Source organism: Spongiactinospora sp. 9N601, assembly GCF_044326295.1.
GTDB lineage: Bacteria > Actinomycetota > Actinomycetes > Streptosporangiales > Streptosporangiaceae > Spongiactinospora > Spongiactinospora gelatinilytica.
This window is the reverse complement of sequence record NZ_JBIRBB010000001.1, coordinates 240,281-255,688: the sequence shown is the minus strand read 5'-3', so window position 1 is coordinate 255,688 and position 15,408 is coordinate 240,281. Positions and strand designations below refer to the sequence as shown.

The 15,408-nt window shown below is 72.2% G+C and carries 7 protein-coding genes; 3 read left to right on the top strand and 4 right to left on the bottom strand.

The annotated features are described in order from the left end of the window. Nucleotide 1: 1 nt before the first annotated feature. Both ACH34R_RS01080 and ACH34R_RS01075 read right to left on the bottom strand, forming a co-directional pair. A complete protein-coding gene (locus ACH34R_RS01080) occupies nt 2-1,597 on the bottom strand; it encodes a protein kinase (RefSeq protein WP_397559394.1) in 1,596 nt (531 codons plus the stop codon). Between the two features lie 61 nt (nt 1,598-1,658). After that, nucleotides 1,659-6,017, bottom strand: a complete 4,359-nt coding sequence (locus ACH34R_RS01075; RefSeq protein WP_397559393.1) for a protein kinase — start codon at nt 6,015-6,017, stop codon at nt 1,659-1,661. 386 nt (nt 6,018-6,403) lie between these two features. Here ACH34R_RS01075 and ACH34R_RS01070 point away from each other — a divergent pair, with 386 nt between their 5' ends. Together ACH34R_RS01070 and dnaE are read left to right on the top strand one after the other, a co-directional pair. Then, entirely contained in the window at nt 6,404-7,387 is a 984-nt protein-coding gene (locus tag ACH34R_RS01070; RefSeq protein ID WP_397559392.1) for a chorismate mutase, read from the top strand. 170 nt (nt 7,388-7,557) lie between these two features. Next, nucleotides 7,558-11,082: a DNA polymerase III subunit alpha gene (gene dnaE / locus ACH34R_RS01065; protein ID WP_397559391.1), complete on the top strand. Its 3,525-nt coding sequence runs from the start codon at nt 7,558-7,560 to the stop codon at nt 11,080-11,082. A 26-nt stretch (nt 11,083-11,108) separates the two neighbouring features. On the opposite strand, the gene ACH34R_RS01060 is transcribed toward dnaE, so the two are convergent. Beyond that, complete coding sequence (locus ACH34R_RS01060; RefSeq protein ID WP_397559390.1) at nt 11,109-13,397, bottom strand: transglycosylase domain-containing protein; 2,289 nt, start codon at nt 13,395-13,397, stop codon at nt 11,109-11,111. A 65-nt stretch (nt 13,398-13,462) separates the two neighbouring features. Continuing rightward, nucleotides 13,463-14,782 carry a UDP-N-acetylglucosamine 1-carboxyvinyltransferase gene (gene murA, locus ACH34R_RS01055; protein WP_397559389.1) on the bottom strand — a complete coding sequence of 440 codons (1,320 nt, stop codon included), beginning with the start codon at nt 14,780-14,782 and terminating at the stop codon, nt 13,463-13,465. 93 nt (nt 14,783-14,875) lie between these two features. Between murA and ACH34R_RS01050 the strand changes: the two genes are divergently transcribed. After that, a complete protein-coding gene (locus ACH34R_RS01050; RefSeq protein ID WP_397559388.1) occupies nt 14,876-15,382 on the top strand; it encodes a hypothetical protein in 507 nt (168 codons plus the stop codon). Nucleotides 15,383-15,408: the final 26 nt, after the last annotated feature.

The following is a 15,408-nucleotide window of genomic DNA, read 5'->3' as shown; positions in this document are numbered from 1 at the left end:
CTCAGATCCGGACGATGGTGTGGGCGCTCGGCTGATCGCGGGTGTCCGGGTGGCCGATCTCGCCGTCGCCGCCAGGGTCGCTCGCGTCCGGGGAAGGTAGCGAAGGCGGCTTCTCCCCGCTCTCGTCCTTTTCCTTTTCCTTTTTCTTCTTCGGGTCGGGCGTCCTGTCCGGCGCGGGGGAGTTCTCGCGCTTCTTCTCCTGCCGTTCCTGCTCCTGTTCCTTGTCACGCTCGCGTTCGCGCTCGTACTCGCGCCGCCGCTCCTCGTCCGCACTCCCCTCCGGAGAGTGCTCCGGGGAGGGCGCGGGCCGTACCTCCTCGCCGGGCGAGGGCGCCGGGGCCTGGACGGAGATGCGCGGCACGGCGGGCGCGGTGGTCTTGATGGTGGTCGTCGTGGTGACGAACCCCGGGACGGGCGCACGGCGTTCCTCCGGGCGCGCCGACAGCCAGGCGGCCCCGCCGCTGACCATGGCGACGACCATCGCCAGGCCGGTCAGCCCGGCCACCGCGAGCACCCTCCTGCCGGTGGCGTCCCGTGAGGCGGCGGCGGGGCGGGTGCGGTCGCCGTTCGGCTCGGCGTGCTCTGCCGCACCGGCGTGCGCCTTGCGTGCCGTACGAGGGGCGCGGTAGTGGCCCGGTCCATGCACCGGGCGGGCCGCCCGGGCGACGGAGACCCTGGCGTGGCCGCACCCCGCCCCGCGCACCGAAGGCCGTACGTCCGTGGCGGCCTGCACCGCCGCCACCGGTATGGGCGCGGTGGACTCGGCCCCCAGCCCCGACAGCACGGCCTGCAACAGGCCCGCCGCCTGCTCGGCGGTCGGGCGTTCGCGCGGCTCCTTGCGCAGCAGCGCGCCGATCACCGGGGCGAGCGCGCCCCCGTGACTCATCGGCGGCGGCTCCTCGTGCAAGATCGCGGAAAGGGTCGCCAGCGCGTGCCCCCGGTGGAACGGCGAGCGGCCCTCGACCGCCAGGTACAGCGTCGCGCCCAGCGACCAAAGGTCCGAGGCCCGTACCGCGCCGCCGCCCGCCGCCCGCTCCGGAGCCATGAAGGCGGGCGTGCCGACCAGCATCCCGGTCCGTGTCATCGGCGATTCGCCCTCCATGGTGGCGATGCCGAAGTCGGTCAGTACCGCGCGCTGATCCGGGGTGAGCAGCACGTTGTCCGGCTTCACGTCCCGGTGCAGCACACCCGCCAGATGGGCGGCCCGCAACGCGGCGATCATCTGGACGCCGATCCGGGCCACCTCCATCGCCGGCAGCGCCCCGCGTTCGCGGATCGCCGCGCCGAGCGTGGTCGAGGGCACCAGTTCCATGGCGATCCAGGGATGGCCCCGCTCCTCCAGTACGTCGTAAACGGCGGCCACACCGGGATGGCTGATCCTTCCGGCCGCCCGAGCCTCACGGAACGTACGGGTGGTGAACGCCGCGCGCTCCGGCTCGGACAGATCCGGCGGCGGATTGATCTTCTTGATCGCGATGTCCCGGCCCAGCGTCTCGTCGTGCGCCCGCCACACCGTCCCCATGCCACCGCGGCCGATGGGCTCGACCAGCCGGTACCGCCTCCCGACCAGTTGGCCCCGCTCCTGCGAATCCGACATGGACCGACGGCTACCCAGGGAAGCCCCCGGCATGCGACCGGAACGGCGCTGCGGACGCGCCTCACTTGGCGGGCTGGAACGTCCTCGCGAAGGTGTCGAAGAAGCTCAGGTCCTTCTTCCAGCTATCGGCCCGGGTGTGCCAGTAGAGCGCGTAACCCTTGCCGCCTTCGGTGACGAAGCCCCGGTTGCGGACGTGCGCCCGGCCCGAGTCCATCTGCCAGGTGAACTCCCAGTCGGCCGCCGCCTTCATGTAGCCCACCTTCTCGATCTTCACGAGCTTGTAGCCCCTCAAGGACTTCCGCGTGCTCTTCTCCTGCACCACCCAGTCCTGGTACGGGTCGGACCCCGCGTCCGCCGCCTCCTCGATCAGCAGGTAACTGCCCTTCGCCGCCCCCGGGCCGTGGAACCACACCGAACGTCCCTCCTCCTTGTAGGCGGACCAGCCCTTGGGCAGGGCGACGGAGAAACCGCGCCCGTTCTTGTAGGTCCACCACCCCTTGGGGGCCTTGGAGTCGGGTTTCGGCTCTTCCGGGTCGTCGCCTTCGCCTTCGCCCTCGCCGGGCTTGTCGTCCGCCTGCGGGGACTCGGCGGACGGGGTCGGCCCGGCCGCTTCGCCGGACTTCTCCGGGGCCGCGGACGGCGGCGGCGAGGCCGGCTGCTGCCGGCCCTCCTCGGCGTTGCTCTTCGCCTTCTTCTCGTCGCCGTCCTTGCCGCCGCCGCTGGAGCCGGAGGTCGGGCTGCTGGTGATCTCGGCGGTCCCGGTACCGCCCTCCGAGGCGCTCTGCATTCCCAGCCACCACGCGACCAGCGCCACGAGCACGACGGCCAGCACGATCAGCGGGAGAGCGCGCTTGAGCTGAACGCCGGGGCGATTCCCGGGTGGCGGGGCGGGCGGGAAGTCCTCCGGCCCGAACGACGGCCGGGGGCCGGTCTGCGGGAACTCCACCGAGGTCCGCGCGGCGGGCGGCTCCTGGCGCGGGGGGTCCTTCCTGAACCAGCCCGCCAGTTCCTCATCGATACCGATGGCGGGCGGCTTCTTCGGGGCCGAACGCTTTTCCGGCACCGGCTCGATCCGCGCGGTCAGCCCGTCCTTGGCGGCGTTCTTTCCGGGTGTGGGGTGGCCGGCGGTGGTGGGGGGCTTGGCGGCTTTTCCGGTGGATTCGCCTTTTTCGCTGTCGGCGGCGGGGGTCGCTGGCCCTGTGTTCGTGGCCTTGGGGGCCGCGGCCGGTTTGGCGGGTTTTCCGGACTCCGCGCTTGCTTTGTTCCTCTTGTCGTCGGCGGCGGAGTCGGGGGGCCCGGCTTTCGGTGTCGAAGAAGTGGTTTTGGGTGGTTTGGGAAGTTTTCCGGTTGCCGCGCTGGTTTTGTCCTTTTCGGCGTCGGCGGGGACCGAGGGTCCTGTTGTCGTGGCCTTGGCGGTCGCGGCGAGCGACGTGGCTTCCTCGCCGGTGGCCGTGTCGCCCTTGCCGCCGCCATCGGCGGACGCGGCCTCGGAGTCGTCGGGGCCGGAGGCCGTGGCCGGGGTACGTGCTTCGCCGCCTGCGCCCGGCCGGTCATCGCCGGGAGCCGAAGGCTCCTGCGCGGAGTCGTCCGTCTCGGGCGCTGTACCGGCCGCTGCGCCGCGCTCGCCGTCGTCCCCATCCTCGGTGCCGTCGTCGCCCGGCGACGCCGTCACGCCCCCTGAGGCGGCGGTGCCGGGCGTGCTCTCGGCCGGAGCCGTCCCCGTGGCCGTGGCGAGGGCGGCGACGTCCGGTGAGGTGTCGTCCGTGGCGGCGCTCGTGTCGTTTTCGGCGTCGTCTGTCGTGGAGGCGGCGGTGCCGGGCGTGTTCTCGGCCGGAGCCGTCCCTGTGGCCGTGGCGAGGGCGGCGACGTCCGGTGAGGTGTCGTCCGTGGCGGCGCTCGTGTCGTTTTCGGCGTCGTCCGTCGTGGCGGCGGCGGTGTCAGGCTCGGCGTCCTTGCCGGGCTTGGCCTTGCCGGGCTTGCCGCTTCGGGCGCTGGGAGACGCCGCCGTGTCGTCACCGGCCGGCGCCTCGGCCTTGGACTTGGCCGAGGTCTTGGCACCGGACGCGGCGGTGGCCGTGCCCCCCTGCTTTCCGGGCTTGCCCGAGGGCCCGGCCTCCGGCGCGGTGCCGCCCGCGCCCTTTGCCGTACCGGCGGCCTTCCGGGCCTCGGGGGCAGAGGCGCTCTTCGCATCCGCGGGTTCGCCGGAGAGCGTGACCTTGGTGGTGGCCGCCTGGTCGGGGGCGGGTTCGGCGGCGGGTTTCGGCGTCGCCGTACGCGCGTAGGGCGGACGGCGGCGCGCCGCCGCGTCCTCGTCGGGAGGTGACGCGAACGCGCCTTGGCCGTACCCCTTGGGGCGCGCGCCCTGCCCGAAGGCTCCGCGACCGGGGGCGTCCGGGGCGGGCGCGGAGGCGAACGCCCCGCGCCCGGTGGTCTCCGGGGAAGTGCTCTGCCCGAAGGCACCCGGCCCCGAAGTGCCCGGCTCGGTACCGGAGGCGGACACCGGCGGCCTGGCCACCCGCGTCTCCGGCTCCGAAGACGCCTTCGCCTCAGGCGGCTCGCCCTGAGGCTCATGCCGCTCGGCGGACGACGGTGCGGACCCGCCTAACGCCGATCCCCCCGCAGGCACGGCCGATGGCGACGCGCCTCCTGGCACGGCGGATGGCGGCGTACCCGTGGGCCCCCCGGCCGCTGATCCGCTGCCGGGTACGGCATCCGGCGGCGTGGCCGCGGCCCCCCCGGCCGATGACGACGCGCCCCTTGGCACGGCGGGCGGCGGCGTGCCTGCGACCCCGCCAGATGGAGATCCGCTCTTGGGTGCGGCGGGCGGTCGGCCCCCTGTGGGGCCGCTGGCCGGTGATCCGCTCTTGGGCGTGGCGGAAGGTGGCGCGCCGCCGGGTGCGGCAGGTGGTCGGCCGCCTGCGGGTGCGGCCGATGGTGATGCGCCGCTCGGTACGGCGGGCGGTGGCGTGCCTGCGACCCCGCCAGATGGAGATCCGCTCTTGGGTGCGGCAGGTGGTCGGCCCCCTGTGGGGCCGCTGGCCGGTGATCCGCTCTTGGGCGTGGCGGAAGGTGGCGCGTCGCCGGGTGTGGCAGGTGGTCGGCCGCCTGCGGGGGCGCCGGGCGGTGATCCGCTCGTGGGCGTGGCCGATGGCGATGCGTTGCCGCGTGCGGCGGAGGGGGATCCGCGTCCGGGTACGGCGCGTGGCGGTGTGCCTGCGGCCCCGCCGGATGGCGGGCCGCTCATGGGGGCGGCGGGTGGCGGGCCGCCTGCGGGAGGCTGTGCGGCGGGGGCGGGTCTGGGGGGGACGCCTGGGCGGGGGGCCGGGTCCTGGGCGGGGCCGCCGTAAGGGTGTTGCTGGCGGGCCGCGTCCGCCGCCGGGCCGTACGGGTTCCCGGGGCGCCTCGGGTCCGGCGCGGGACGGTAGGGAGCGCCCTGGCGCCCAGGGTCCGCCGGAGGGCCGTACGGGGCGCCCGGTCGCTGCGGGCCCCCCGCCCGGTTCGGTGACGGCGGAACCGGCGCCCGCCCGCCCCCCTGAGCGGGCCCCTGCCCCGGCCGCCGGGAGACCGGGCGGATCGCGGGCAGGATGCGGGTCGGGTTGCCACCGTCCAGGACCTGGCGGAGCATCCGCGTGGCCTCGTCATGGGACAGGCGCTGCACCGGCTCCTTCAGCAGCAGCCCCTCGATCACCGGCAGCAGCGGCCCCGCGTGCGGGGCGGAGTCCGGCGGGTCGGTCAGTACCGAGTGCATGGTCGCCAGCGGCGTGCCGCGATCATGTGGCGGGCGGCCCTCCACCGCCGCGTACAGGGTCGCGCCCAATGACCATAGATCGGACTCGCGGCGCGCCGGACGGCCGCGCAGCCGCTCGGGCGCGATGAACGCCGGAGTGCCCGCCAGGCCGGTCATGGTGAGCTGGGTCTCCGCCTCCAGCGTGGCGATGCCGAAGTCGGTGAGCACCACCCTGCCGTCATCGGCGAGCAGCACGTTCTCCGGCTTGACGTCACGGTGGAGTACGCCGGCCTTGTGCGCGCTGCGCAGCGCGCTGACCACCTCCAGGCCGATCTTGGCGGCCCGCTGCGGGAGCAGCGGCCCATCCTGCTTGATCACCTGGCCGAGCGACCGCGAGGGGACCAGTTGCATGACGATCCAGGGCCGGCCGTCCTCCTCGATCACGTCATGGACGACCACCACGTTGGGATGGCTCAGCCGGGCCGCGGCCCGGGCCTCCCGCAAGGTACGGCGGTTGAGCTGCTGCACCTCGTCGCCGAGCGCGCTCGCGTAGCGCACCTCCTTGACGGCGACCCGCCGATCCAGCAGATCATCGTGGGCGCTCCACACCACGCCCATGCCGCCGCGCCCGATGGGTTCGAGCAGATGGTAACGCTTTGCTACCACGCGTTCGCTGCGCTGCCCCTCCGACATCACCGACTTTGACCCCCTCCCTGAAGCTAAAAATCCTCCCATAGTGGTGGATCTGGAGCGACCGCAAGCCGCTGCACGGCGGGCGATCCAGAGTCCGCACAGTGAGAAGGATCTTCCGTCCAGTGGCGCGACGGGTGGTGATGGCCTAAGGTCATGGGCATGGATCACCATTTCGCGTTTATCGAGCCGGCTCCGGGAGGGCCGGTCGCACCAGCGTGAAGTAGCGATCGACCGGAGCCGGCTCAAGGCAGGGACGACACGTCTCTGCCTTTTGTTTTACCTCTTCATCTCACCCGCCGGCTCGTGGGGAACGCACGGCCGGCCCAATGCACAGGAGCCGAGATGTCGTCGATTTCCCTGCATGGTCAGTGGGAAAGGTCCGATTCGTGAGCGTTGAAACTCCGGACCTGCGCACGACGCGGGCCGTACGGATCGGGCAGGTGCCACTGGGCCAGGACGTCCTGCCGGTGGTGATAGGCGGAACCGCCGCGGCGGCCGGGCCGGGCGGCTCGCCCGGCCCGGCACAGGACATCCGATGGATCACGCTGCGTGGTCACCACGGCCGCCGTCCGGCGGGCGAGGCCATCGCCGAGGCCCGCGCCGGATGGGCGAGCCCGGTCCTGGTGGAGCCGTTCTCCGCCGCCGATCTGCCGGACATCGCCGAACAGGCCGACGGCGTGGTCATCGGCGCCGCCTGGATGCAGGACTTCCGGCTCGTGCGCGCGGCGGCCAGGCTCGGGATCCCGGTGGTCGTGCAGCGGGGCCCGGCCGCGACGCTGGAGGAGTGGCTGGCCATCGCCGACTACTGCGTGGCCGAGGGCAACGACCAGGTGGCGCTGTGCGAGTGCGGCAGCCGTACGCCCATGCCGGGCGGCGGGACCACGCTGGACCTCGCGATGGCGCGCGAGGCGCGGGCACGTACCGGCAGGCCGGTGCTGGCCGGGCTCGGGCGGGACGCCGCGCTGGCGGGCGCGGCGATCGCGGCGGGGGCCGACGGGCTGATGCTCGCGCCCGACGCCGGACGGGACGTCGTGGCGGCGGCCAGGGAGGCGGCGATCGTGGTGGGCGCGATGGTGCGCCGCGAGGACCCCGCCACGGTGGCCGAGGCCCGCGGCGTCATCGACCGGGTGGACGCCGCGCTCGCCACCCTCCTGGAACGGCGGGCGGAGCTGGCCGGCGTCGTGCAGCGGCTGAAGCCTGTGGGCGGGTTCGCCGGTCGCGACATGGAGCGCGAGCGCAGCCTGGTGGCCGCCATGGCCCGCCGCGCCCCGGCCCTGGGCACCGACCGCCTGGCCCCGGTGATGAACGCGGTGATCGAGGCCGGTCTGCATCTGGCCGAGGAGCGCCGCGCCCGGCCGGACGGCGGGTGACCCTCCCGCGACCCCGTCCGGTGTGTCGCCGTGTCGCGGGCCCTTCCCGCTGGTGAAGGAGCGGCGCCCGGCAGGTGTCCGGATGACGGGCGCCGGGTGGCCGCAACGCCTGCCGAACACGCGTAGGCTCTTGTCCGCCGCCTTTCGCGAGTGGTGATCGAGGGAGCCGCATGAGCGAGTCGTTCGTCCATCTGCACGTGCACACCGAGTACTCCATGCTCGACGGTGCAGCCCGGTTGAAGCAGATGTTCAAGCAGGTGGGCGAGCTGGGCATGCCGGCCATCGCGATCACCGACCACGGCAACATGCACGGCGCCTACGACTTCTACAGACAGGCCATGGCCGCCGGGATCAAGCCGATCATCGGGATCGAGGCGTACGTCGCGCCGGAGTTGCGGCACAACAAGAAGCCGGTGCTGTGGGGCGAGCCGCACCAGAAGCGGGACGACGTCTCGGCGGGCGGCTACTACACCCACATGACCATCTGGGCCCGGAACAAGACGGGCCTGCACAACCTGATGAAGCTCAGCTCGCGGGCCTACACCGAGGGCTTCGTCCGCAAGTGGGCCCGGATGGACGCCGAGCTGCTCGCCGAGCACTCGGCGGGGCTCATGGCCACCACCGGCTGCCCGTCCGGCGAGGTCCAGACGCGGCTGCGGCTCGGCCAGTACGACGAGGCGGTCAAGGCCGCCGCGAAGTTCCAGGAGATCTTCGGCAAGGAGAACTACTTCCTGGAGGTCATGGACCACGGGCTGGACATCGAGCGCCGGGTCCGCGACGGGCTCACCCGGATCAGCCGGGAGCTGGACATCCCGCCGCTGGTCACCAACGACTCGCACTACACCTACGAGTCCGACGCCACCGGCCACGACGCCCTGCTGTGCATCCAGACCGGCAAGCAACTGTCCGATCCCGACCGGTTCAGGTTCGACGGCACCGGCTACTACGTCAAGACCGCCGACGAGATGCGGGCGATCCACCCCAACGAGGACCTGTGGCAGGAGGGCTGCCGCAACACGCTGCTGGTCGCCGAGCGGGTGGACCCGGCGGGGTTCTTCGAGTTCAAGAACCTCATGCCCACCTACCCGATCCCGGAGGACATGACCGAGGCCGAGTTCTTCCGGTCGGAGGTCTGGGCGGGGATGGCCCGCCGCTGGCCGGAGGGCTTCGACGACGAGCACCGCCAGCAGGCCGAGTACGAGATCGGGATCATCGAGCAGATGGGCTTCCCGTCCTACTTCCTCGTGGTCGCCGACTTCATCATGTGGGCCAAGGCCAACGGCATCCGGGTCGGTCCCGGGCGTGGCTCGGCGGCCGGCTCGCTGGTCGCGTACGCGCTCGGCATCACCGACCTCGACCCGCTCCCGCACGGACTGATCTTCGAGCGGTTCCTCAACCCGGACCGCGTCTCCATGCCCGACGTCGACATCGACTTCGACGAGCGCAGGCGCGGCGACGTGATCCGGTACGTGACCGACAAGTGGGGCGCCGACAAGGTCGCCATGATCGCCACGTTCGGCACCATCAAGGCGAAGGCCGCCATCAAGGACGCCGCGCGCGTCCTGGGCTACCCGTACGCGCTCGGCGACAAGGTGTCCAAGGCGTTCCCGCCGTCCGTGATGGGCAAGGACATCCCGCTCTCGGGCATCTTCGACGCCGACCACCCGCGCTACAACGAGGCGGGCGAGCTGCGCAAGCTGTACGAGGAGGACGTCGATGTCAAGGCCGCGATCGACCTCGGCAGGGGCCTTGAGGGCCTGATCAGGCAGACCGGCGTGCACGCCGCCGGCGTGATCATGTCCGCCGAGGTGATCACCGACCACATCCCGATCATGCGCCGCGACTCCGACGGCGCGATCATCACGCAGTTCGACTACCCGACCTGCGAGACGCTCGGCCTGCTGAAGATGGACTTCCTGGGCCTGCGCAACCTGACGATCATCGACGACTGCCTGAAGATGGTCGAGGGCAACACCGGCGAGCGGATCGACCTGCTGAAGCTGCCGCTCGACGACCCCAAGACCTACGAACTGCTCGGCCGGGGCGACACGCTGGGAGTGTTCCAGCTCGACGGCGGCGGCATGCGCTCGCTGCTGCGGCTGATGAAGCCCGACAACTTCGAGGACATCTCCGCGGTCGGCGCGCTCTACCGGCCGGGTCCGATGGGCGCCAACTCCCACACCAACTACGCGCTGCGCAAGAACGGCCAGCAGAAGATCGAGCCGATCCACCCCGAGTTCGAGGAGTCCCTGGCCGATATCCTCGGCACCACCTACGGCCTGATCGTCTATCAGGAGCAGGTCATGGCCATCGCGCAGAAGGTCGCCGGGTTCTCGCTCGGCAAAGCGGACCTCCTGCGCCGCGCGATGGGCAAGAAGAAGAAGGCCGAGCTGGACAAGCAGTTCGCCTCCTTCGAGCAGGGCATGAAGGACAACGGATACTCCGGCGCGGCGATCAAGACGCTCTGGGACATCCTGCTGCCCTTCTCCGACTACGCGTTCAACAAGGCGCACAGCGCCGCGTACGGCCTGGTCTCCTACTGGACCGCCTACCTCAAGGCCAACTACCCGGCCGAGTACATGGCGGCGCTGCTGACGTCCGTCAAGGACGACAAGGACAAGTCCGCCCTCTACCTCAACGAGTGCCGCCGGATGGGCATCAAGGTGCTGCCGCCCGACGTCAACGACTCCGACTTCGACTTCACCCCGCGCGGCACGGACGTCCGGTTCGGCCTGTCGGCGATCCGCAACGTGGGCGGCAACGTGGTGGACGGCATCATCGCGGCGCGCCGCGACAAGAGCCGCTTCACCGACTTCAAGGACTTCCTGCGCAAGGTCCCCGCGCTGGTCTGCAACAAGCGGGTCATCGAGTCGCTGATCAAGGCGGGCGCCTTCGACTCCTTCGGGCATGTCCGCAAGGGCCTGGTCATGGTCCACGAACAGTCCGTGGACGCGATCATCGACATCAAGAAGAACGAGGCGATCGGCCAGGACTCCCTGTTCGGCGCGGTCGAGGGCGTGGAGGACCAGACCTTCGACGTGCAGATCCCGGCGGGGGAGTGGGACAAGAGCACGCTGCTGGCCTTCGAGCGGGAGATGCTGGGGCTGTACGTCTCCGACCACCCGCTGCTGGGCGTGGAACACATCCTGTCCCAGGGGGCCGACTGCTCGATCGCGGCGCTACAGGCCGACGAACGGCCGGACGGCCAGGTGATCACGGTCGGCGGCATCCTGTCGGGGTTGCAGCGCAAGGTCACCAAGAAGGGCGACACCTGGGTGCTCACCCAACTGGAAGACCTTGAGGGCTCCATCGAGGTGATGATCTTCCCGTCCGCCTACCAGCTCTGCTCCACGATCCTGGCCGAGGACGCCATCGTCTTCGTCAAGGGCCGCCTGGACAAGCGGGAGGACGTCGCCAAGATCATCGCCATGGAGGTCACCGCCCCCGACCTGACCCAGGAGGCCGGCGGCCCGCTGCTGGTCAGCCTGGCCCTCAACCGCTGCACACCGCCGCTGGTGGGCCGGTTGAAGGAGGTCCTGACCACCCATCCGGGCACCACCGAGATCCACCTTCAGGTCCACAACGGGTCGAGGACCACGGTGCTGCGCCTGGACGACCGCCTGCGGGTCTCCCCCTCTCCGGCGCTGATGGGCGACCTCAAGCAGCTTCTCGGCCCCGCCTGCCTCGGCGCCTGACCCTTCTTCCGGCCCGCGCGGCGGGGTCAGCGGCCCCAGGGCAGGTTCAGCCAGCGGTCGATCATCCTGGCGTGGCGGCGGTGGCGGTGCCGGTGGCCGTCGCGGAACCGGTGGTGGCCGTCGCGGAAGTGGCGTCGCCACCGGCGGCCCTCGCCGCGGTGGTGCCGCCCCTCACCGCGTCCGGCCTCCGCCTCCTCCAGGCCGGGGGTGTGCCCGCCGCCGAAGCGCGACATGTCCGGCCGGCGGAAGGGGGTGGGCGAGGTGTCGCGCAGCGCGCGGGACATGGAGTCCACCCAGATGGGCCCGGGCAGCGACGCCCCCTGCACGCTGCCGTAGTGGGTGCCGCCGATGGTCACCCCGCGCAGCGGGTAGCGGTAGGAGCCCCGGATGTCGCCCACGCTGACCGCCGCCGCCAGGTCCGGGGTGTACCCGGCGAACCACGCCGAGGTGTAGCCGTTGTTGGTGCCGGTCTTGCCCGCCGCGTCGCGGCCGATGTCCTGGCCGCGCATGGTGCCCTTGTGGAAGACGCCGCGCAGTACGTGGGAGACCGCGTCGGCGACGTCGGGCTCGATGGCCTGGGAGCAGTCCGGCGGTACGCGGGTGGCCCGCCCGCCCGGCTCGGCGATCTCGACGATCGCCATCGGCCGGCAGTACCTGCCCCTGGCGCCGAAGGCGGCGAAGGCCGCGGCGACCGTCACCGGGTCGACCTCGTTGACGCCGAGCGTGAACGTCGGCACCTCGCGCAGCGGCGTCCCGTCGGCGCGCTTGACGCCGAACCTGCGGGCGGTCCGCACCACATCGCACAGCCCGACCTTCTGCTCCAGCATCATGTAGAAGATGTTCACCGACTTCCAGGTGCCGGTGGAGATGCTGTGCGGGCCGCCCTCGCCCTCGCCGCTCGCGTTGTGGATCACGGTGCCGGGGTCGTTGACCGGGTTGCCGTGACAGTCGCGGTAGCCGTACCCGGCGACGAACGACCCGGGTGTGTCGAAGCCCTCGTCGAACCGCCAGCCCTCGGCCAGCGCGGTGGCCAGCGTGAACACCTTGAACGTCGAACCCGCCTGGAGCCCCTGCCCGCCGCCGTGCGCGATGTCCGCCGGCAGGTTGTAGGTGGTGTGGTCGCCGTGCTTGCTGTTGCGCGGATTGCGGCCGTAGCGCTTGCTGGCCGCCAGCGCGCGGATCATGCCGGTGCCCGGCTCGATCATTGCCTCGGCCGCGACCTGGGCGTCGGCGGGGTTCACCTGCGCCGAGATCGCCTTCTCCGCGGCGCGCTGGACGCGCGGGTCCAAGGTGGTGCGCAGCACGATCCCGCCGTGCATCAGGCGGCGCTGGCGCTCGGCCCTGGTGTGCCCGAACGCGGGATTGGCCAGCAGCTCTTTCTGTACATACAGGCAGAAATAGGGCGAGGAGCTTTCCGAGCAGCCGCCCGGCTCGGGGCGCAGCCTGATGCCGAGCGCCTCCCGCCGCGCCTCCGCGGCCCGCGCCGCGGTGATCATGCCGAGCCCGGCCATCCGGTCCAGCACCAGGTCACGGCGTTCCCGCAGGCGCTGCCTGCGGGTCGTCCCGAGCGCCGGGTCCGTCTCGTACGGCCGGCGCACCGCCCCCGCCAGCGTCGCCGCCTGCCCCAGCGTCAGCCGGTCGGCCGTGGTGGAGAAGAACCGCCGGGCCGCCGCCTCCACTCCGAACGCGCCCGCTCCGAAGTAGGTGATGTTGAGGTAGCGCTCCAGGATCTCGTCCTTGGTGTACTTCTTCTCCAGCGCCAGCGCGTACCGCAGCTCGCTGATCTTCCGGCGCAGGCTCGGCGCCCGCGCCCGCTGCCGCTCCTGCTCCGACTCCGCGGCCTCCACCAAGATGTTCTTCACGAGCTGCTGGGTGAGTGAGGAGCCGCCCTGCCGGATGCCGCCCGCCTGGGTGTTGGTGATCAGCGCCCGCAGCGTGCCCCGGACGTCGAGCCCGCCGTGCTCGTAGAACCTGGCGTCCTCGATGGCCACGATGGCCTGCCGCATCACCGGCGCCACCCGCGACAGCGGCACCGTGGTGCGGTTTTGGAAGTAGAACTGGGCGAACTGCCGGCCCCGGGCGTCCAGCAGGCGCGTGTGCTGGGCCAGCGGCACCTCGCGCGGCGCGGCCGGCAGCTCGGTGAAGGTGGCCGAGACCTGTTTGGCCGCGACCCCCGCCCCGCCCACCACGGGCAGCGCCAGCGCGGCGGCGAGCAGCCCGCCCAGCGCGCCCGCCATCGCCAGCTTGGCGAGCGCCCCCTGCCCGGCGGCCGGCGCCCCGTCCCGCCGCTTCCGCGCGGCCTTCCCCGACCTCACGTCAGGGTAGGTGCAACCAGCCGATCAGTGTCAAACGCCGCCCGCCGGAATCTTTACCTCGCGCTTCACTTCACCGGGGCCATTTCCCTGCTGATCTTCAGCCCGAGCGAGGCGAACTGCTCGAACGGCCGGTGGTAGCCCCGCTCGATGTGGTGGACCCCGCGCAGCGTGGAGGTGCCCTCCGCCGCGGCGGCGGCCAGCACCGCGGAGAACCCGGCGCGGATGTCGGGCAGCCGTACGTCCGCGCCGCGCAGCTTGGACACCCCGCGCACCACGGCGGAGTGCTTGGCATTGGTGTCGTGGTACCGGCAGGCGGGCCCGCCCAGGCACACGTCGAACACCTCGATCTCGCAGCCCATCTTCTGTAGCGCCGGCACGTAGACCAGGCGGTTTTCGAAGACCGTCTCGTGCAGCACGGACATGCCGTGGCTCTGGGTGAACAGCACCATCAGCGGGGTCTGCCAGTCGGTCATGAACCCCGGGTGGGTGTCGGTCTGCACGGCCGCCTGGCGCAGCCCGTCGGGGGCCGACGCCGACAGCCAGTCATCGGTGATGTCGACCTGCGCGCCCATCCGGGCGAGCGTGGTGATCGCGGTGACCAGGCGGTCCTGGGGACAGCCGTGGACCCGCACCTGGCCGCCGGTGATCAGCCCGGCCACCAGGTAGGAGAACGCCTCGATGCGGTCGCCGGCCAGCCAGGTGGAGGCGCCGCGCAGGCTCGGCACGCCCTCGATCACGATCCTGCGGTCGGGACTCAGCTCGATGCGCGCCCCCATCCGCTGCAGGAACAGCGCCAGCTCCACGACCTCGGGCTCCATCGCCGCGCCCTTGAGCACCGTCTTGCCCTCGGCGCGCACCGCCGACATCAAGATCGTCTCGGTGGCGCCGACGCTCGGGTAGGGCAGCTCGATCCGGGTGCCGTGCAGCGCCTTGGCCTTGGCGGTGATCCCGCTGTCGCCGACCTCGATCTCGGCGCCCATCGCGCGCAGCGCCTCGACGTGGAAGTTGACCGGCCGGCGGCCGATCGGGTCGCCGCCGACCAGCGGTACGAACGCCTCGCCCGCCAGATGCAGCAACGGCCCCAGCATCAGGATCGGAATCCGGTTGAGACCGGTGAACGCCGCCGGGACCTGCGGCTGGATGACCGGGCCCTGCGAGATGGCGATCTCGCGTTGGGTGATCTCCACGTTCATCCCGAGCGCCCGGAGCATCGCCGCGGTGATCTCCACCTCGCCGACCTCGGGCGCGTTCTGGATCGTGCTCTCCCCCGTGCCGAGCATCGCCGCGACCATGTGCTTGGACACGGCGTTCTTGGACCCCCGGACCTCCACGTCGCCCCGCAGCGGCCCGGAGGGCTCGATCAGCCAGACCTCTTCTTCGTTCACGGGCCAAAGCCTAGCGAAGCGGCTCTCGTGGGCCCCGTGACCGTCGGCGGGCTTCTGTAGCATCGGAGGAATCCAACCAAAAGGGGGCCCTCCTTGCGGGAGTTGCGGGACTTCGCCGGAACCGTGCTCGTGCTGGCCGTGCTGGGTGTCGCGGCGGGGGTGGTCTGGTCGCTGGTCGCGCCGCGCGCGCCGTACGTCGCGCTGGACGGCGGACCGGCCCTCGCCGATCCGTCCACGCAGGCTCTCGTCGCCGCCGACGGGTGGTTCGCGGTGATCACCGGCGCGGTGGGGCTCGCGGTGGGGCTGGCGGGGTTCGTGTTCTCGCGGGGGCGTTCGCCGTCCGTGCTGGCGGGGCTCGCGGGCGGCGGGCTGGTGGCCGCGTTCCTGGCCCGCTGGATCGGCGGCGTGGTCAACCTCGGCACCGCGCACGTCGCGGCGCCGGTCGCGGGCGGGCCCGCCGTGCCGGGGGCGCTGGAGCTGACCGCGCCCGGCGTGCTGGTCGCCTGCCCGCTGCTGGCCGTCGGCCTGTACGGCCTGCTCCTGGGCCTCGGCCTCTACCGCGACGACGAGCCCCCGCTGCCCCCTCCGCCGCCCCTGTAGGCCCCTGCGGCCGGGCGCGGTGGTCC

What these genes read in the sequence shown, in the direction of transcription:
- ACH34R_RS01080 (WP_397559394.1), bottom strand. Translation starts at nt 1,597, where the DNA reads ATGTCGGATTCGCAGGAGCGGGGCCAACTGGTCGGGAGGCGGTACCGG.
- ACH34R_RS01075 (WP_397559393.1), bottom strand. Translation starts at nt 6,017, where the DNA reads ATGTCGGAGGGGCAGCGCAGCGAACGCGTGGTAGCAAAGCGTTACCAT.
- dnaE (WP_397559391.1), top strand. Translation starts at nt 7,558, where the DNA reads ATGAGCGAGTCGTTCGTCCATCTGCACGTGCACACCGAGTACTCCATG.